Source organism: Dactylosporangium sp. NPDC005555 (assembly GCF_040605635.1).
Lineage (GTDB): Bacteria > Actinomycetota > Actinomycetes > Mycobacteriales > Micromonosporaceae > Dactylosporangium.
In genome coordinates this window covers 110,495-127,791 of sequence record NZ_JBEXDG010000005.1, presented here as the reverse complement: position 1 = coordinate 127,791, position 17,297 = coordinate 110,495, and the positions used below count along the sequence as shown (strand labels likewise).

Annotated in this window: 21 protein-coding genes; 11 read left to right on the top strand and 10 right to left on the bottom strand. The window is 73.4% G+C overall.

Features of this window, described 5'->3' with window-relative positions:
* The first annotated feature begins 69 nt into the window (after nucleotides 1–69).
* The 3 genes from ABZS58_RS07925 (at nucleotide 70) to ABZS58_RS07915 (ending at nucleotide 1,548) form a co-directional block, all read left to right on the top strand.
* Complete coding sequence (locus ABZS58_RS07925) at nucleotides 70–429, top strand: hypothetical protein (protein ID WP_354778820.1); 360 nt, start codon at nucleotides 70–72, stop codon at nucleotides 427–429.
* 27 nt (nucleotides 430–456) lie between these two features.
* Nucleotides 457–1,221, top strand: a complete 765-nt coding sequence (locus tag ABZS58_RS07920) for a DUF4253 domain-containing protein (RefSeq protein ID WP_354778818.1) — start codon at nucleotides 457–459, stop codon at nucleotides 1,219–1,221.
* A gap of 102 nt (nucleotides 1,222–1,323) precedes the next feature.
* A complete protein-coding gene (locus ABZS58_RS07915) occupies nucleotides 1,324–1,548 on the top strand; it encodes a hypothetical protein (RefSeq protein ID WP_354778816.1) in 225 nt (74 codons plus the stop codon).
* 1 nt (nucleotide 1,549) lies between these two features.
* Here ABZS58_RS07915 and pip read toward each other — a convergent pair whose 3' ends face one another.
* A complete protein-coding gene (pip, locus tag ABZS58_RS07910; protein WP_354778814.1) occupies nucleotides 1,550–2,500 on the bottom strand; it encodes a prolyl aminopeptidase in 951 nt (316 codons plus the stop codon).
* Between the two features lie 36 nt (nucleotides 2,501–2,536).
* Between pip and ABZS58_RS07905 the strand changes: the two genes are divergently transcribed.
* Complete coding sequence (locus ABZS58_RS07905; protein ID WP_354778812.1) at nucleotides 2,537–3,001, top strand: MarR family transcriptional regulator; 465 nt, start codon at nucleotides 2,537–2,539, stop codon at nucleotides 2,999–3,001.
* Complete coding sequence (locus ABZS58_RS07900) at nucleotides 2,998–3,753, top strand: DUF427 domain-containing protein (RefSeq protein WP_354778810.1); 756 nt, start codon at nucleotides 2,998–3,000, stop codon at nucleotides 3,751–3,753. Before ABZS58_RS07905 ends, ABZS58_RS07900 begins: the two co-directional genes overlap by 4 nt.
* On the opposite strand, the gene ABZS58_RS07895 is transcribed toward ABZS58_RS07900, so the two are convergent.
* From ABZS58_RS07895 to ABZS58_RS07870, 6 genes are all read right to left on the bottom strand, one after another.
* Nucleotides 3,739–4,206, bottom strand: coding sequence for a hypothetical protein (locus ABZS58_RS07895; RefSeq protein ID WP_354778808.1), 468 nt, complete (start codon nucleotides 4,204–4,206; stop codon nucleotides 3,739–3,741). The genes ABZS58_RS07900 and ABZS58_RS07895 overlap by 15 nt on opposite strands.
* Nucleotides 4,207–4,216: 10 nt before the next feature.
* Complete coding sequence (locus tag ABZS58_RS07890) at nucleotides 4,217–6,457, bottom strand: MMPL family transporter (protein WP_354778807.1); 2,241 nt, start codon at nucleotides 6,455–6,457, stop codon at nucleotides 4,217–4,219.
* 242 nt (nucleotides 6,458–6,699) lie between these two features.
* Complete coding sequence (locus ABZS58_RS07885; RefSeq protein ID WP_354779179.1) at nucleotides 6,700–6,972, bottom strand: DUF4235 domain-containing protein; 273 nt, start codon at nucleotides 6,970–6,972, stop codon at nucleotides 6,700–6,702.
* Complete coding sequence (locus tag ABZS58_RS07880; protein ID WP_354778805.1) at nucleotides 6,972–7,403, bottom strand: DUF3618 domain-containing protein; 432 nt, start codon at nucleotides 7,401–7,403, stop codon at nucleotides 6,972–6,974. The genes ABZS58_RS07885 and ABZS58_RS07880 overlap by 1 nt, the downstream gene beginning before the upstream one ends.
* Nucleotides 7,400–7,831: a phage holin family protein gene (locus ABZS58_RS07875; RefSeq protein ID WP_354778803.1), complete on the bottom strand. Its 432-nt coding sequence runs from the start codon at nucleotides 7,829–7,831 to the stop codon at nucleotides 7,400–7,402. The genes ABZS58_RS07880 and ABZS58_RS07875 overlap by 4 nt, the downstream gene beginning before the upstream one ends.
* Nucleotides 7,832–8,034: 203 nt before the next feature.
* Complete coding sequence (locus tag ABZS58_RS07870) at nucleotides 8,035–8,829, bottom strand: NAD(P)H-binding protein (protein WP_354778801.1); 795 nt, start codon at nucleotides 8,827–8,829, stop codon at nucleotides 8,035–8,037.
* A gap of 38 nt (nucleotides 8,830–8,867) precedes the next feature.
* Here ABZS58_RS07870 and ABZS58_RS07865 point away from each other — a divergent pair, with 38 nt between their 5' ends.
* From ABZS58_RS07865 to ABZS58_RS07855, 3 genes are all read left to right on the top strand, one after another.
* Nucleotides 8,868–9,452 (top strand): TetR family transcriptional regulator, encoded by a 585-nt coding sequence (locus ABZS58_RS07865; protein WP_354778799.1) that lies wholly within the window; start codon nucleotides 8,868–8,870, stop codon nucleotides 9,450–9,452.
* Between the two features lie 63 nt (nucleotides 9,453–9,515).
* On the top strand, nucleotides 9,516–10,403 hold the full coding sequence (locus ABZS58_RS07860) for an NAD(P)H-binding protein (RefSeq protein ID WP_354778797.1): 888 nt from the start codon (nucleotides 9,516–9,518) through the stop codon (nucleotides 10,401–10,403).
* A complete protein-coding gene (locus tag ABZS58_RS07855; protein ID WP_354778795.1) occupies nucleotides 10,400–11,092 on the top strand; it encodes a CPBP family intramembrane glutamic endopeptidase in 693 nt (230 codons plus the stop codon). Before ABZS58_RS07860 ends, ABZS58_RS07855 begins: the two co-directional genes overlap by 4 nt.
* Before the next feature lie 62 nt (nucleotides 11,093–11,154).
* Here the strand turns inward: ABZS58_RS07855 and ABZS58_RS07850 are convergent, their stop codons facing one another.
* Nucleotides 11,155–11,484, bottom strand: a complete 330-nt coding sequence (locus tag ABZS58_RS07850) for a YciI family protein (protein WP_354778793.1) — start codon at nucleotides 11,482–11,484, stop codon at nucleotides 11,155–11,157.
* Between the two features lie 128 nt (nucleotides 11,485–11,612).
* Nucleotides 11,613–12,386 carry an endonuclease/exonuclease/phosphatase family protein gene (locus ABZS58_RS07845; protein WP_354778791.1) on the bottom strand — a complete coding sequence of 258 codons (774 nt, stop codon included), beginning with the start codon at nucleotides 12,384–12,386 and terminating at the stop codon, nucleotides 11,613–11,615.
* 93 nt (nucleotides 12,387–12,479) lie between these two features.
* Here ABZS58_RS07845 and ABZS58_RS07840 point away from each other — a divergent pair, with 93 nt between their 5' ends.
* Nucleotides 12,480–12,944, top strand: a complete 465-nt coding sequence (locus ABZS58_RS07840) for a hypothetical protein (RefSeq protein WP_354778789.1) — start codon at nucleotides 12,480–12,482, stop codon at nucleotides 12,942–12,944.
* Nucleotides 12,941–13,243 (top strand): transcriptional regulator, encoded by a 303-nt coding sequence (locus ABZS58_RS07835; RefSeq protein ID WP_354778787.1) that lies wholly within the window; start codon nucleotides 12,941–12,943, stop codon nucleotides 13,241–13,243. The genes ABZS58_RS07840 and ABZS58_RS07835 overlap by 4 nt, the downstream gene beginning before the upstream one ends.
* Before the next feature lie 43 nt (nucleotides 13,244–13,286).
* Here ABZS58_RS07835 and ABZS58_RS07830 read toward each other — a convergent pair whose 3' ends face one another.
* A complete protein-coding gene (locus ABZS58_RS07830; RefSeq protein WP_354778785.1) occupies nucleotides 13,287–15,989 on the bottom strand; it encodes a glycoside hydrolase family 9 protein in 2,703 nt (900 codons plus the stop codon).
* A 151-nt stretch (nucleotides 15,990–16,140) separates the two neighbouring features.
* On the opposite strand from ABZS58_RS07830, the gene ABZS58_RS07825 reads away from it, so the two are divergent.
* A complete protein-coding gene (locus ABZS58_RS07825; RefSeq protein WP_354778784.1) occupies nucleotides 16,141–17,238 on the top strand; it encodes an endonuclease/exonuclease/phosphatase family protein in 1,098 nt (365 codons plus the stop codon).
* The last annotated feature ends 59 nt before the right edge of the window (nucleotides 17,239–17,297 follow it).

Genomic DNA, 17,297 nt, shown 5'->3' with positions numbered 1-17,297 from the left:
GGGGCAGCGGATCAGGTTCACCCCCGGATCGACTGGTGCGGATGCGGGGTCGGCGCTAGCGTCACAGCGATGAGCATCCAGCGCGCGCTTGTGTTCGCCGCCGCGGTCGTCCTGGCGCTGGCAGGCTGCGACGGCTCGCCGGCGCCGGCGGCGTCGGGGCAGGCGGCCGCCACCGCGTGCGGCGGGGCGGTCGCGGCCGAAGTTCAGCAGCGCATCGCGCGGCCCGGGGTGCAGAGCGTGACGGTGGACAAGGACTGCGTGACCCTGGTCGTCGGGACCACGCTGTCCGACGGGGACGCGGACGCCGCCCGGCAGTTGTGCGATCTGGCGGCCACGACGGCGTATGCGGGCGGCATCATCCGCGTCAGGGTCGACAGCGGCGCGGGCAAGGACCTGGCACGGGGCGTCAAAGGGTCGAGGTGTGGCTGATTGCGGAAATCGGATACGGTCATGCGGGTGTCCGCCAAGCGTCTGACGCTGCCCGCCCGGGTCAAGGCCCTCGCGGTGCCGCTCCCCGCGGGCAGGCACATCCGGCCCGACCTCGACGACGACGAGCCCGCGGTGCTCTGGCTGAGCAAGACGTCCCCGCCGCCGGGCCTGTGGGAGGAGCTGCGCGCCGCGCACTCCGTCACCGGACTGTGGCCGCTGCTGCTGACCCACCTCGACGGTGACCCGGCCCGCCCGTGGGTCGAGGGCGAGCTGCTCCCCGACGACATGTCCGACCCCGCCACCCACGACCCGGCGGCGCTGCTGTCGGCGTGGTGGGCCGCATCGGCGGCCGGACAGGACGGCTGGCCCGGCCTCGCGCCCGCGTCCGTGACCGTCCATCCGGGCGAGGCCGACGCGACCGCGGACCGGGAGGCGGCGGCGCTGCTCGCGTCGCGTCGCCCGTGGCGGCTCGGCCTCGCCGCCGCCGGGCGGGGCGCGGACGCTCTCGCCGTCATCGGCTGGGACGGGCCCGTCAACCACGCCGGGGACACCGCCCACATCAGCGCGGTGCTGCGCAGCTGGGAGGAGCGCTTCGGGGTCAGGGTCGTCGGGGTCGGCTTCGCGGAGCTGTTCCTGAGCGTCGCCGCACCACCGGCCACCGCGGACGAAGCCGTCGCGGTGGCCGCCGAGCACTTCGCGTTCTGCCCCGACAACGTGTGGAGCCACGACGGCCTCCCCGGCTACGCGGCAACCCTCGTCGGCGCCCCCGCCTGGCACTTCTGGTGGGACTGACGCACGTCGGCGCCTGACATCCCGCGGTGCGACGGGAAAGGGTGGCACGATCCGCGCGGAGCACAGCGGAGGGGACCGGGGATACGGCGGATCGTCGACGGGGTGTGGGAGATCGCGACCGGCTACGTCCACGCGCACCTCATCGAGGTCGACGACGGCCTGGTCCTCGTCGACACCGGCCTGCCGCGCAAGGTGACCAACGCCGCCCAGTCCGTCGCCGCCCGCCTCGCCGACCTCGACTTCCAGGTCGCGGTGTTCGGCCACGGTGCCGCGGTCACCGGCGACGCCGTGTCCAGGTTCCGCGACTACGCAGGCCGCCGGCGGTAGCTCAGACGAACGAGTCCAGGGCGGAGCGGATCAGGGCGCGCATGGTGTCGCTGCCGGTGTGGCCCGAGTCCTCGACGATCGTGAGCGACGCGCCGGGCCAGCGCTCGGCGAGGTGCCACGCCGTTTCGAGAGGGCTGCTGATGTCGAAGCGGCCGTGCAGCAGGACCCCGCGGATCCCGGCGAGCCGACCGGCGTCGCGCAGCAGGACGCCCTCCTCCAGCCAGGCGGCGTTGGCGAAGTAGTGGGTGCAGATGCGGACCATGGCCAGTCTCGCGTCGTCGGGGCGGCCACTGTACGCGTCGGGCACGCCGTTCGGCTCGAGGGAGATCGCGGTGTCCTCCCACGCGCACCACGCCTCGGCGGCCGCGGCCCGCACCGAGGCGTCGGGTGAGTCCATCAGCCGGGCATAGGCCGCGACCAGGTCGCCGTCGCCGGGTGCGGCCCTGGAAAGGGCATGGTCGCGGAACGCCGCCCACTGCGCGGGGAAGAACCGGCCGATCCCCTCATACAGCCAGGCGATCTCGCGGCGGCGGGTGGAGGTCACCCCGTCGATGACGACACCGGCGACCCGCTGCGGATGGGTCTGCGCATACGCGAGGATCAGCGTCGAGCCCCACGAGCCGCCGAACAGCACCCACCGGTCGATCCCGAGATGCTCCCGCAGCCGCTCCATGTCGGCGATCAGATGCGCCGTGGTGTTGTGCCGCAGGTCGGCGTCCGGTGTGGACGCGTGCGGGGTGCTGCGGCCGCAGTTGCGCTGGTCGAACTGCACGATCCGGTAGCGGTCCGGGTCGAAGTAGCGCCGGGTGCCGGGGGTGCAGCCGGAGCCGGGCCCGCCGTGCACGACGAGCGCGGGCAGCCCGCCGGGGTCGCCGGCGACGTCCCAGTGCACGAGGTTGCCGTCGCCGACGTCGAGCATGCCCTCGTCGTACGGGTCGATGAGCGGATACATCCCGACACGATACAACAGCGCTGTTATATTAGTGCTGTGACATTCCTCGGCAGCCGGCTCCGGCATCTCCTCGAACTGCTCGACGGCGACGTCGCCGCCGTCTACGCCGACCTCGGGCTGCCCGAGGTGCGGCCCAGGTTCGCCCCGGTCCTGCGCACCCTCACCCGGCGGGGGCCGGCGACGATCCGCGACCTGGCCGCCGCGGTCGGCGTCACCCACTCCGCGGCGAGCCAGACCGTTGCGGAGATGGCCCGGCAGGACCTCGTCCGGCTCGAGGCCGGCGACGACGCCCGGCAGCGGATCGTGCACCTCACCGACCGGGCCGCCCGGCTCATGCCGGCGATCGAGGCGGAGATGGCGGCGACCGTCGCGGCCGCCGGCGCGCTCGACGCCGAACTGCCGTACCCGCTGAGCCGCCTCGTCGAGGAGGCCGTCGCCGCCCTCGAGGTCCGCCCGATGCGGGTTAGGATCGGCGAGGTGGTGGTAGGCAGGAAGACGTGACAGCCGACTTCCCGAAGTTGATCGTGCCGGTCGACCACACCGAGCCGGTGCCGCGCCGGGTCCGCGCCATGCTGGGCGGCAGGACCGTCCTTTCCACCACCCGCGCCGTGTATCTGTGGGAGTCGCCGGCCTACCCGCAGTACTACATCCCCGCCGAGGACCTCGACCGGGCGGCCGTCGTCGACGAGGACCACGTGCAGCGGCTCAAGCACGGCAGCGCTCGCCGCATCGGCCTGCGGGTCGGCGACGTGGACCGCCCCGCCGCCGGGCGGATCTACACCGACGGGCCGGTCACCGGCCTCGCCCGCCTGGAATGGGACTCCCTGGACGCCTGGTTCGAGGAGGACGAGCAGGTGTTCGTGCACCCGCGGAACCCGTACAGCCGCGTCGACGCCCTGCGGTCCACGCGCACCGTGCGGGTCTCACTCGACGGGGTGATCCTGGCCGGGTCGTCGTCGCCGGTGCTGGTGTTCGAGACCGGCCTGCCGACCCGGTACTACCTGAACCGGACCGACGTCGACTTCACCCGCCTGGAGGCGTCGCCGACCCGCTCGTCGTGCCCGTACAAGGGACGCACCACCGACTCCTGGTCGGCCCGGATCAACGGAACAGCGCATCAGGACATCGCGTGGGCCTACAACTTCCCGACGGCGGCGCTGACCCCGATCGCCGGACTCGTCGCCTTCTACAACGAGAAGGTCGACATCCAGCTCGACGGACGCGTCCTCGACCGTCCTTCAGCCACCGCCTGACGACGCCGCCGCGGCGGACTGGGCCTGCCACATGGACACGATGACGCCGAGGACGAAGACCTGCACCGGCAGCGGCACCCCGGGCAGGTCGACGGCGACGTCGTTGCCCCAGAAGCTGAGCTTGTGGACCGAGCCGACCTTGGTGCCGCCCGCATACAGGTCCTGCGCCTGGCTCCACATCGAGGCTCGGCGGAACTCGTAGGTGAGGCCGCCGGCGGTCACCGTCCACTGTTTGCGGCCGACCCGGTCGGCGGCTGCCACCACCCCACCGGCCTTGTCGAGCATGGAGAACGTGTTGCCCCACATGTTGCTCCGGACCTGGAACGACCCGCCCGCGACCGTGAGGTCGCCGCCGCTGCGCCACACCGCGCCCTCCCACGCGGCGACCTGCCGGCCGTTGTCGGTCACCGTGTAACGGGAGCGCAACACACTGGTCCGCTTCGCGATCAGCATGGCTCCGAGCCTAACCCCGTGGGGCAAACCCGACCGGTTGCGGCGGCGCCGGCGCCTCCTCGACGGGCGGCGCCACCGTCGATCCGAGCACGCTCAGCAGGGCCGGTGCGAGCAGCGACCGGACGACGAACGCGTCGATGAGCACGCCGACCGCGAGCGCGAAGGCGAGCTCCTGGAAGGGGCGCAGCGGCACGATCAGCAGCAGGCCGAAGCTCACCGCGAGCGTGAACGCGGCCGTGCGGATGGCGCGCGCCGAATGCGGCAATGTCATGGCCAGGGCCTCCCGCAGCGGGCGGGACCGCGCCTCCCGCCACGCGGGCCCGATGCCGAAGATGTTGTAGTCGGAGCCGAGCGCGACGAGCAGTACCGCCGCCGCGAACGGGACGTAGAAGGTCAGTCCGTCGCCGCCGAGCCGGTCCTGGAACACATACGTCGTCAGGCCCAGCGTGGCACCGATCGCGAGGACGCTGCAGGCGAGCAGCCCGACCGGCGCGATGAGCGCCCGCAGGAACAGCACCAGGAACAGCAGGTTCGCCAGCAGCGCGGCGATGGCGATGCGGCCGAGGTCGTGCACGGTCTGGTCGACGATCACGTGTGCGACGGCGGTGTCGCCGCCGAGGGTGGCCGTGGCGCCGTCGAAGCCGGCGGCGGCCAGCAGGCCCGGCAGATCCCGCTGGATCCGGCCCACGGTGTCGACGGCGCGGGCGCCGAGCGGCTCGTCGGCGAGGATGAGCAGGATGCGGGCGGCGGCACCGTCGCGGGCCTGGAAGACGCTGAGCCCTTCCGGCAGGCCCTTGGTGCCGGGGCCGAGGACCGCGGCGACGCCGGTCTCCTTCGCCAGCGCCTGCTGTAGCTTGTCGAGCTCCGCCTGCCGGCCGGCGACGCCGGCGCCCTCGATGAGGACCTCGGTCGGTGACAGGATGCCGTCGGCGAACCCGGTCTGGGCGGCGTCCGCGGCGACCCGCGTCGGGTGGCCGGGCGGCAGCGCCTCGACGAACGACACCCCGAGCCGGATGTGCTGCAGCGGCAGCGCGGCGACGAGCAGCCCGCCGACGCACAGCAGCAGCATCGGCAACGCGAACCAGCGCCGGGTGAGCAGCCTCGCCCACCAGCGCCCGCCGGTCGGTGCCGGCTCCGCGCCGCGTGCGCCGAGGGGCCGGCGCAGCAGGGACCAGAAGGTGACCCGGCCGAGGATCGCCAGCATCGCCGGGACGAGCGTGACGGCGACCAGCACGCCGATGAGGATGGCCAGGGCCATGCCGGGGCCGAACGCCCGGAAGGTGGGCGCGTCGGCGACGATGAGTGCGCCGGTACCGGCGGCGGCGGTCGCCCCGGCGACGGCGATGATCGGGGTGAAGCGGGCGGTGGCGTGCCGGGCCGCGTCCAGCCGTGACTCACCGGCGGCGAGCTGCCCTCGCGCGGCGGACAGGTAGAACACGACGTAGTCGGTGACGACGCCGAGCAGCAGCGCCACCAGCAGCGGCTGGGTCTCCTGCGGGACGGGCACCCCGAGCCGCGACGCGAGCGCGCCGCCGACGTAGATGGTCAGCAGCGTGGCGATGCCGGCCGCGGCGAGGGCGAGCAGCGGCGCGATCAGCGACCGGAACGCGAAGGCGACGATGAGGAACACCGCACCGACGGTGATCAGCTCCAGGGTCGGCACCTTCGACTGCAGGATGCGGGTCTGCTCGACGCGGGCCGGCACGGAGCCGGTGATCCCCACGACGGCGTCGTCGGCGTCGTAGTGCAGCTTCACGAACTGCTCCGCGGCGGCGACCTGCCCGCCGAAGGTGACCGACGGGTCGGTGAACAGCAGCGTGACGATCGTCGTGCCGTCCTCGGCGGAGCCCGGGAAGAGGCCGAGGGTGTTCATGACCGGGACCGCGGCCTTGATGGGGCCGGCGTCGGTGTACGTGCCGTCGCTGACCGACCGGGCGCGGGTGACCGCTTCCTCCTGGGTGGCCTGCGACAGGCCGTCGGCCTTGCGCTGCACCACGGCGACGCGGCTCAGCAGTGGGAAGCCGAACTTCTCGAACGAGCGGACCTCGCTGGCGACGGCCGGGTTGTTCGCCGACACCAGCTGCTCCAGATCGGCGCCGCCCTGCGGGGCAGGCAGGTACATCACGGAGGCGGCGGCCGCGGCGACCCAGCCGGCGAGGATGAACCAGCGCAGCCACACCACGAGGGCGGCGTATCCGCGCAGCAGCGCGTTGGGGCGCCAGCGGCTGCGGGGCTCCACGACATCGGTCACGGCCCGGTCCCTTCCCGAGGTCTGATGTGGCTCGTCAGTACCCGACGGGCCGGGCCGGAAAACGGTGGCGCTCGATCGGGCGACGGACGCTGAGTCAACCGGCCGGCAACCGGTGGCCTCGCGGCTCCTGGTGCCGGCCCGGCGGCCTCGCACCCTGGTGTCGAGCCGGCCGCCGACCGGCGGCCTGTGCGGACCTCGGCGTCAGCCGGGCCAGCGGTCAGTGGCCTGTGCGGACCTCGGCGTCAGCCGGGCCAGCGGCCGGTGGCTCTGCGCACGCCGACGGCGCCCGCCCGGTCGACGGTCGCCTTCACCACGGCGAAGATCGCGCCCTGCAGGGCGGCGGCGACGAGGATCTCGCCCCAGCCGCGGTCCTCGTCGGTGGCGTTCGGCGCGTCGTCGTCGTTGGCGACGACCTTCCACACCTGCTTGAAGACCAGCCCGGCGACGAGGCCGGCGCCCGCGCCGAGCAGGAGCCCGACCGGCTTGTACGCGATCTTCGCGCCCAGGCGGCTCATCATCGCCCCCTGCGGCGCACGACGACGGCGACGACGACGGCGAGGATCAGCGCGGCCCCGATCACGGCGACCGGCACCGGGCGGCGCCGGACGACGACCGCCTTGTCCGACACCGTGCCGGCGAGCCCGGCGGCCTGCCCCTGGATGGCGACCTTCGCCCTGCCCGCCGCGTCCTTCGCCTTCCCGGCGGCATCCACCGCGGCGTCCTTGGCCTTGCCCGCCGCATCCACCGCGGCGTCCTTGGCCTTGCCGGCGGCGTCCGACGCGGCGCCCTTGGCACGGTCAGCGGCCTGCGCGGCGGCGTCCTTCGCGCGGGCCTTCACGTCGGTCTTCGCGGCGAGGGCCTCGACGGTGCTGCCGAGCTCGGCACGGGTCCTCGCGATCTGCGCCCGCAGCTCCTGCGGGTCCTGGGGAACGTCCGAAGTGCTCACGACGCTCGTCCTTCCCGGACCGCGGTCTGCACCGCGTCCACGTCCGCGGTGACACTGGCCACCGTCTCCTGCGGGGTGATGGGGGTCGCGGCCTTCAGCTGCCGCCGGCCGAGCAGCGCCGCGACGCCCGAGGCGGCGAAGACCACCACGGTGACGACGAGCACGGCCAGCCACAGCGGCCACGCCAGGTCCAGCACGACGACCGCCAGGACGATCGTCAGTCCCAGCCCGTACAGCGCGAGGGCCGCGGCGCCGCCGAACAGGCCACCGCCGAGGCCGGCGCGCCTGCCCTTCTCCGCCAGCTCGGCCTTGGCCAGCGCGAGCTCGTCGCGGACCAGCGTGGAGATCTGCTCGGCGGCCTGCGAGACCAGCTGCGACGTCGACCTACCGGCCTCGGCCGGCTCGCCCACGGGTCGTGGCGTGACCATGGCGCGACCTCCCGTTCAGTTGCAGCGGTCATTCCCTTGCCCTCCGGCAACCAAACACGCCGTCGACGGTTCGGCCCACGACCGCGCGAAACGGCATCACGTGAGGTCGACGGTCAGGGGGCGGCACGGCGGCACCCGGACAGGAGGCCGAGGCGCCGTACGTGCGGCCGCGCGGCACCCGCGACCTGGACACGGCCGCCAGGTCAGGCGCCGGCCGGTCCTCGTGACCGCCTCGCCTCCTGCCAGATCAGGCGGGCGATGCCCGGTCGCACGTCGGTGGTGATGACCGCCATCGCCCGCCGGACGAACCGGTCGTCGTCCAGCTGCGCGAGCATGGCAGCGGCGAGGTCGGGCCGGGCGGTGAAGAGCCCGTCCGCCACGTCCGGCGCGGTCTGGAAGCGGGTGACGGCCGGGTGGTCGAACAGCCCGGACGGCCGGGCGAGGGTCCAGTCCAGGTCGCTGGCGCGGACCAGGGCCTCCATGCGGCGCATGTCGTCGTGGGCGGTGCGGGCGACCCGCCGGTTGACCAGCGGGTCCATGACCAGGTTGAAGAAGTGCTCGCCGGTGGGACGCCAGGCGGGGTCCATCACGCTGGAGCTCACCGCGACGAGCCGCTTGACGCCGTGCCGGTGCATCGCCGCGACGATGTTCGCCGCGCCCCGCGAGTAGACGCTGACCGGTCGCCGGGTCGGTGGCACGCCGAGGCTGGACAGGACGGCGTCGCTGCCGGCAACGGCCCGGTCCACCGCGTCGGGATCGAGGACGTCGCCGGTGACGAAGGTGAGCCCGGCACGGCGCGCGGCCACGCCGGGGCCGGACGGGTCCACGCCGGAACCGGCGGAGACCGCGCTGGAGCCGGCGGAGACTGCACTAAAGCCGGCGGAGCCGGTCGGGATCGGGTGGCGGGTGACGGCGGTGACCTCGTGGCCGGCCTCGACGGCCTGGTCGACGAGCCGGCGGCCGGTGGGGCCGGTGGCCCCGAAGACGGTGAGTCGCATGCGTTGACGGTGCCTCGCCCGAGGCGCAGTATTCAACCATGCTGAATAAAACCCGGGGCCGCCCGCGCGGCAACCCGGACACCAAGGCCCGCATCGCCGGCGCCGCGCGCGAGCTGTTCCTGGCGAAGGGCTACCGGGGCACGACGGTCCGGGCGGTCGCCGCGGCGGCCGGCGTCGACCAGGCGCTCATCAGCTACCACTTCGGCTCCAAGCAGGGACTGTTCGGGCAGTCCCTCGACCTGCTGTGCCTCGGCTCGACGGCCCTCGACGAGGCGCTGAGCGGCGACCAGGCGGGCCTCGCCGACCGGCTCCTGACGGCGGTCACCGGCCTGTGGGACGCCGCCGACCCGGCCGGGCACCGGATCGCCGGGCAGGACGACGACACGATGCGCGTCTTCCGCGACTACCTGGAATGTGAGCTCCGCGTCCGCATCGCTGAATTTCTCGGCGGGCCGGGAGCGTCCGACCGGGCCACCGCCGCCGTCGGCGTCATCGGCGGGCTCGTCTTCACGCGGTACCTGCACCCGATCGGCTCGATCGCCAGGCTGCCGGCGCCGGAGGTCGTGCGGGTGTTCGGCCCGGCGCTGCGGGCCGCCCTGCACCCGCCCCGGAGAAGGCCATGACAGGGTGGCACCGCGTCTGCGTCGATTTGCGGTGGTCGGGTCCGGGTGGGGTAACAGGACCGGGTGACGAAGACCGTGCTCGTGACCGGAGCCTCCGGGTTCATCGGGTCGCACCTGGCCCGCGCGCTCGCCGACGAGGGATACGACGTCCGGGCGATGACCCGCCACCCCGGCCGCTACGACGGCTCGGGCACTCCCGTGCGTGGTGACGTGTTCGACCAGGACAGCCTCGGCGAGGCCCTCGACGGCACCGACGCCGCCTACTATCTCGTGCACTCGCTGGACTCCGACGACTTCGAGGAGAAGGACGCCGAGGCGGCCCGCACCTTCGCGGCAGCGGCGGCGGACGCGGGACTGGAACGCATCGTCTATCTCGGCGGGCTCGGCGACGACGACGGCGAGCTGTCCCCGCACCTGCGCTCCCGGCGTGCCGTCGAACGCATCCTGCGGGAAGGTCCGGTGCCGGTCACCGCGCTGCGGGCCGCGGTCGTCATCGGCGACGGTGGGATCAGCTGGGAGATCACCCGGCAGCTCGTCGACCGGCTCCCGGCGCTGCTCACCCCGCGGTGGGTGCGGACGCGGACCCAGCCGATCGCGCTGCCGGACGTCATCCGGTACCTCGTCGGCGTCCTGGAGCCGGTCGAGGCCCGCGGCAAGGTGTACGAGATCGGCGGCCCCGAGGTGCTGCGCTACATCGACATGCTGACCCGCGCGGCGAAGGTCCAGGGCGACCACCTCGCCAACGTGACGGTGCCGCTGCTGACGCCGCGGCTGTCGTCGTCGTGGCTGGTGCTCGTCACCGACGTCGACTTCACGACCGCCCGGAACCTGGTCGACTCCCTCAGCACCGAGGTCGTCGTCCGCGACCACAGCATCGAGGACGTCGTGCCCGGCCCGACGATCGGCTACGACGAGGCGGTCCGGCTCGCGCTGCGGGACCACGCCGCATGAGACGGTTCGTGAGGGCCGCGTTCGTCGACCGCGTGCCCCGCGACCACACGCAGCCGGACGCGCAGTTCCGCCGCCGGCGCGTCGTGGCCGCGGTGACGCTCGTCGTCGGCGCGCTGCTGCTCGGCCTGTCGCTGTCGATCCGCCCCGGCGACGCGCTGTTCTACCCGATGACCCTCGCCGTCGCCGCGACCTGGGTCGCCGGTGCGTTCCTGTCCGGCCCGCTGCACCTCGGCCGGATCCTGTTCCGCGACACGCTGCGCCGGCCCGTCGTCACCCCGATCCTGACCGGGCTGCTCGCCGGGGCGGTGTTCATCGCCGGCTCGCTCGTCGTGCGGGAGATCCCGCCGCTGCGCGCCTCCACCGACGAGGTGCTCGACCACGCCAGGTACGGCTCGATCGTCCTCATCACCGTCGTGACCCTCGCCAACGGCGCCGCCGAGGAGCTGTTCTTCCGCGGCGCGCTCTTCGCCGCCGTCGGCCGCACCCTGCCGGTGACGATCTCCACCGTCGTCTACGCGCTCGCGACCGTCGCCACCGGCAACCCGATGCTCGTCTTCGCCGCCGTCGTCCTCGGCACGGTCCTCGCCCTGCAACGCCGCGCGTCCGGCGGTGTCCTCGCCCCGGTCCTCACCCACGTCACATGGTCGACGGTGATGCTGTTCGCACTGCCGCCGCTCATAGCCAACTGATCCTGCCTGCTCGCGCGGGCCCCCGGACCTGCGCACCGGGGCGCCCGACGACAACCGCCGCGCTACGACTCCAGCAGCGGCCAGACCTCGACGACGCCGTGCGCGACCGCGCACGGGGTGCCGGACGCGAGTTTCACGGCCTCTTCGATGCTGTCGGCCTCGATGATCCCGAACCCGGCGAGGGGCAGGCCGGTGGACATGAACGCGCCCTCCCGCACCGTGACCTCCACGCCGTCGTGGTTGCGCACCTGCACCGGCGTGCCGGCCCGGGCGGCGCTCGCCCCGCCCGCGATGAGCTTCGCGTCGTGCGCGTGTGCCTCGTCCCGGACCGCGGGGTCGGTGCGGTCATACCCCGCCTGGTCGCCATATCCGATCGTCACGAACCGTGCCATGATGACCTCCTTCGCCTCGATGGTATGTCCGCCGTGCCGGTTTCGCCCGGCTCACCGGCCGAAGGGCACAGCCCGGCTCACGGGCCGAAGGGCACAGCCCGGCTCACGGGCCGAAGGCAGAACCCGGCTCACGGGCCGAAGGTCAGGTCGGCCTCGATGCCGTAGTGGTCGGAGAGGAACAGTTCGCGGCCGTCCGCGACCCGGACCGCGTCCTGCAGGACGGTGCGGGCCCGCGCGGTCAGCGGCCGGTCCCGGCCCGGACGGACGAGGACCTGGTCGAGGGCCGGTGGTGAGGGCCAGCGCGGCGTCGGCCGGTAGGTCGTGGACGTGTCCCCCGCCAGGACGTCGCGCAGCCCGGCCGCGGCGGCGAAACCCGTGAACACGGGTGCGTCCCGGGGGACATTGAAGTCGCCGACGACGACCGCGGGCAGCGCCGGCTCGAATTCGGTGACGACGCGCGCCAGATGCTCGAGCTCGCCCTGGATGATCCGCGTGAACCGGTTGCCCTCCGACCAGTCGTCGTCCCGGTTGGCGGTGAGATGGGTGTTGACGACGACGAGCGGGCCGGCCGGCGCCTCCACGACGGCGAGCTGTGCGCCCTTGCGCATGAGCAGCTCGGTGCGCCGTGGCCCGGTCATGGGGTACCGCGCGAACCGGTGCCGCCGGACCGGCCACCGGGACAGGATCAGCAGCCCGCCGGCGGGCAGCACGCCCCAGCTCACGGCCCGGTGCGCGTAGCCGGACACCCGGCGCAGCAGCCGGACGCTACCGCCGTGCAGGACCTCCTGGAGGCACACGATGTCGTACCCGGACCGGTCCAGGACGGGGCCGAGCGCCCGCAGGCGGGCCGGCACATCGTCCCGCATCAGCGCGTTGAACGTCAGCAGCCGAACATCGATCATCGACGCATTCCACCATCCGCCCGCCCGGCGGCGCCATCGGCGGTCCCCCGGATTGCTTGCCCGACTGGAAAGTGATCGCGTAAGGTTTCCGGCATGGAAAGTGATGAGATCAGGGCGCAGCTCGCGATGGTGCGACGGGCCGAGGCCGCGCCGTACATCGACCATCCGCCGACCCCGTGGTGGTATTCGCCGGTCGTCGGCGCGTGGGTCGCCGCCATGATCGGCACGTTCACCTGGTGGCGGGAGGACGTGGGGTTGTTCGTGGGGTCGCTCGCGGCGCTCGTCGTCCTGGAGCTGGTCTTCCTGACCTGGATGCGCCGCAGGCACGGCGCCCTGCCGATGCCGGGCCGGGGCACGCCGCCGGCCGAGATCGCGGCCGCCTGGCGCGGCTACGCCCTCGCGGTGCCGGTCGTCGCGCTCGTCGTCGCCGCCACCTGGTGGCTCGCCGGGGTCCTGCCCGCGGCCGGGGTCGCGTTCGTCCTCGTCACCGCCGGCCTCGCCCACTATGAGCGGCGCTACGCCGCCGCGGCCGCGGAGGCCAGGTCGCGACTCGCATGATCGAGGGCATCGACCCGGTCATCCACGTGCCGAAGCGCCTCGCCGCGATGGCGATCCTGGCCAACGCCCCGTCCGCGTCATTCCGCTTCCTCCGCGACCACCTGAGGATCAGCGAGTCGGACCTGTCGAAACAGATGTCCACCCTCGAGGCCGCCGGCTACGTCCGGTCCACGAAGGACGGTCACGGTCGCGGCGGCACCACCACCTACCGGATGACCGCCGCGGGCGACCAGGCGTACAAGACCCACTGTGCCGCCCTGCGCGCACTGCTGGACGGCGTGGTCCCCCAGCAGCAGTAGCCGCCGGCCGTCGCGGAAGGACGGCCGGCGGCTGGGTGCCGGGTCAGGTGCAGGTGGTGCCGTTGACGGTGAAGGCCGTCGGATTGAGGTTGGCGCCGGTGTACGTGGCGTTGAAGCCGAGACTGACCGTGCCGCCGGCGGGGACGGCGCCGTTCCAGGCCTCGTTGGTGACGGTGACCGTCGAGCCGGTCTGCGTCCAGCGGCCGGACCAGCCCTGGGTGACGCGCTGGTCGCCGGCGAACGCGAAGGTCATCGTCCACGACGTCCACGCGGCGGGGCCGTTGTTGGTGATCGTGACGTTGCCGGTGAAGCCGGTGCTCCAGCCGTTCGTCGAGTACGCCACCTTGCACCCGCCGGTCGGGGTCGGCGGTGTCCGTACCGTCACCGGCGCCGACAACAAGGAGAACTGCCCGGCGGTGTCCTTCGCCCGGACCATCAGGATGTATTCCGTGTTCGGCACGAGGCCGCTCAGCACCACCGACGGCCCGGTGCTGGTGGCCAGGACCGACAGCGCGTCGCCCTGCCGGCGGTGGATCTCGTAGCCGGTGACGCCGTTGTCGTCGGTGGAGGCGGGCCAGGTCAGCGTGAAGCCCGTCGAGGTCACGGCCGAGGCGACCGGCAGGCCGGGCGTCGTCGGCCGGGCGTCCGCCGGCGGGTCCGCGGTGGTGACGGCGACCGGTGCGGACGCGGCGGACGTGAGCCCGGCGCCGTTGCGGGCCGCGACCACGAACGTGTACGCGGTGGCCGGGGTCAGGCCGGTCAGCGACACCGACGCGGTGGTGGTGGTCGCGACGACCGTCGACGTGCCGCCCGAGACGCGACGCACCTCGTAGCCGGTGACGCCGCTCTCCGGGTCGCCGGACGCCGCCCAGGTCAGGCGCAGCCCGGTCGCGGTGACGTCGGACGCGACCGGCGTGCCCGGCACGGTCGGCGGGGTCGTGTCCTGCGGCAGGATCGTGCCGGTGTGGTCCGCGGCCCAGCTCGCCAGGGACGCCAGCGCGGAGTTCCAGTTGATCGCGACCTCGTTGACCGAGTAGGCGCCGATGTCGTCGACGAAGCACTTCTGCGCCTTGCAGCCGCCGAGCTGCGCCTGCGCGACCGGGTCCTGCAGGCCGCTGTTCGGGCCGCCGGACAGCGACCCGGGCGGCGCGGTCGGCAGCGACGCGTCGGACTGGTTGGCCCAGAACCGGTGGTGCACGTTGCGGACGGCCTTCTCGCCGTAGCCGGCGATGTACGACTGGTTCAGCGGGTTGCGGCCCAGCAGGTAGTCCAGCGTCTGGAACGCGCCGGTGCGGTACTTCGCGAGGCCGGTGAAGTCGTGCGCCAGGCCGAGGACGGCGGCGTTGTTGGCGATCTGCCCGTCGGAGCCCCAGTTGTAGGTGGTGCCGCCGTTCGGCGCCGGGTAGCCCTGCGCCGCCATCTGGCTCAGCAGGCCGTCGGCGAACGTCGCGAACTTCGCCCGGGTCGCGGCGACGTCGGCGGCGGGCAGGCCGTTGGGGACGAGCGCGAGAGTGGTGTCGCCGAGGCCGCCGACCCAGCCCCAGTCGTAGCCGCGCTGGTTGAAGCTCGCGCCCTTGAACAGCGAGGATCCGGTCACGTCGGTGCGGTAGGACGCGCCGCCGGTGGTGGTGAACAGCTCCGCCGCGGCCCAGTAGAACTCGTCGCTGACGTTGCTGTCGTCGTACGCACCGCCGCCGGTGCTGTCGGTGCCGCTGGCCAGCCGGCTCGGGTTGGCCTTGGCCGCGGTGTACGCCTTCTGCGCGGCGGCGAGGGCCCGGGCGGAGAACGCGGGGTCGATGGTGCGCCAGATCCGGGCCGCCTGCGCGGCGACGGCGGCGAGGTTGAGCGTCGCGGCGGTGCTCACCGGCGACAGCAGGCGCCGCTGCGGGTCGGCCTCCGGGCGCATCGGCAGGCCGGTCCAGTTCTCGTCATGGATCTTGTGGTGGACCATGCCGGCGTCGGTGCGACCGTCCGGGACCTGCATCCGCAGCAGGAACTCGACCTCCCAGCGGGCCTCGTCGAGCACGTCGGGGACGCCGTTCGCGCGTTCCGGGATGGCGAGGGTACCGTCGCCGAGCGCGGCCCGGTCGCTGCCGGCGACGTTCGCGGCCCGCTCGTAGATGTTGAGCAGCTGCCACGCGGCGATACCGCCGTTGACGACGTATTTGCCCTGGTCGCCGGCGTCGTACCAGCCGCCGCGCACATCCAGGGAGTAGCCGCAGTTCGCGCGGCACGGCACGGACGTGTCGCCCTGGTTCGGCGCGACGCCCACGTGCCCGGCGGGGCGGGCGTAGCGGCTGCCGACGTACTGCGACTCGATCGCGATGCCGCTGCGCTGGTGGTAGAAGAACGCGAGGGAGTCGTACCGCAGCTGCTTCACCGGCGCGGCGGAGATGTCGAAGGGGTAGCTGTCCGACCCGCCGGCCGACAGCACGTAGCCGCTGCCCGGGGTGTCGTAGGCGGAGAAGTCGGCGATGTGCACGGTGTCGCCGGACAGGGCGTCGGCGCCCTTCACCGTCGTCTGTCCACTGGCGACGGTCGCGCCGGCGGCGTTGCGCAGCGTCCAGCCGATCGGCGCGGCGGACGAGCTGACGACGGTGGCCTGCTTGGTCAGGCCCGGCACGTACGCCACCTGGTTGACCTTGACCGGCGACCCGGGGTCCGGCGCGGCGGCCGCGGGCGGCGCACCCACGGTCAGCGCCAGCAGTGCGCTCGCCGCGGCGATCGCCACGGTACGGCTTCTCATGTTCGGGAGTCCTCCTGCGGCAAAGGGTGCCGGCACTGGCGGGCGCCGGCGTGCCGGACCGTATGGGGGACCTCGACGCGCTGTAAAGCTCTACCGGAAAGGCGGACGATCCAGCGGGCGGCGCCGATGTAACTTACGGTCGGGGGGACACATGCGGATCGCCGGCTACAACGTCGAGAACCTGTTCAACCGCGCCAAGGCCCTCGACCAGCGCACGTGGGCGGCGGGCCGGCCGGTCCTGGAGGCGTACCAGCGGGCGTGCGAGCTGCTCGAGGAGCCCGTCTACACCGACGAGGTCAAGCACGACATCCTGCGCGAGCTGGGGAAGCTCGGGCTGCGGGGCGGCGACGCGGCGAAGTTCGCCCGGCTGCGGCAGAACCGGGGCCGGCTGCTCGTGCGCCGCCGGACCGGCGTGGTCGAGGTCGTCGCCGGTGGCCGCGCCGACTGGATCGGCTGGGTGGAGCTGACCACCGACCGCGTCGACGAGCTCGCGCTGCTCAACACCGCCCGGGTCATCCTCGACGTGCGCGCCGACATCCTCGGCGTGATCGAGGCCGAGAGCCGCCTGGCGCTGAAACGCTTCGCCGACGGCGGCCTCAACGGCATGTACGAACACTTCATGGTGGTGGACGGCAACGACGAGCGCGGCATCGACGTCGGCGTCATGTCCACCCCGGACTTCCCGCCGGTCGGCCAGCGCACCCACGTCGACGACACCGACGAACGCGGCCGGATCTTCAGCCGCGACTGCCCCGAATACCACTTCCGGCTGCCCGGCGGGCAGATCCTGGCGGTGCTGGTCAACCATCTCAAGAGCAAGGGCTACGGCGGGAAGGTCGCCTCCGACGCGCGCCGCCGCCGGCAGGCCACCCGGGTCGCGGACATCTACCGCGCCCTGGACACCCCGCTCGTCGCCGTCGTCGGCGACCTCAACGACACCCCGGCCAGCGAGCCCCTCGCCCCGCTGCTGCGCGACACCGACCTGCGCGACGTCAGCACCCACCCGGGTTTCGACGACGGCGGCCGCCCCGGCACGTACGGCTACTGCACCGCCCCGAACAAGCTCGACTACGTGCTGCTGTCCCCCGCCCTCTACGCCGCGACGACCGGCGGCGGCATCCTCCGCAAGGGCGTGTGGGGCGGTCGCCGCGGCGCGCTGTGGCCGATCTACGACACGATGACGCAGCCGGTGCACGCGGGCTCCGACCACGCCGCCATCTACGCCGACATCGACCTCGCCCGCCTGTAAGTTCCACGGCCCGGCCGGAGGTCAGCGGCCCTCTGCCGAGCGTGCCGTTGACGGCCGGC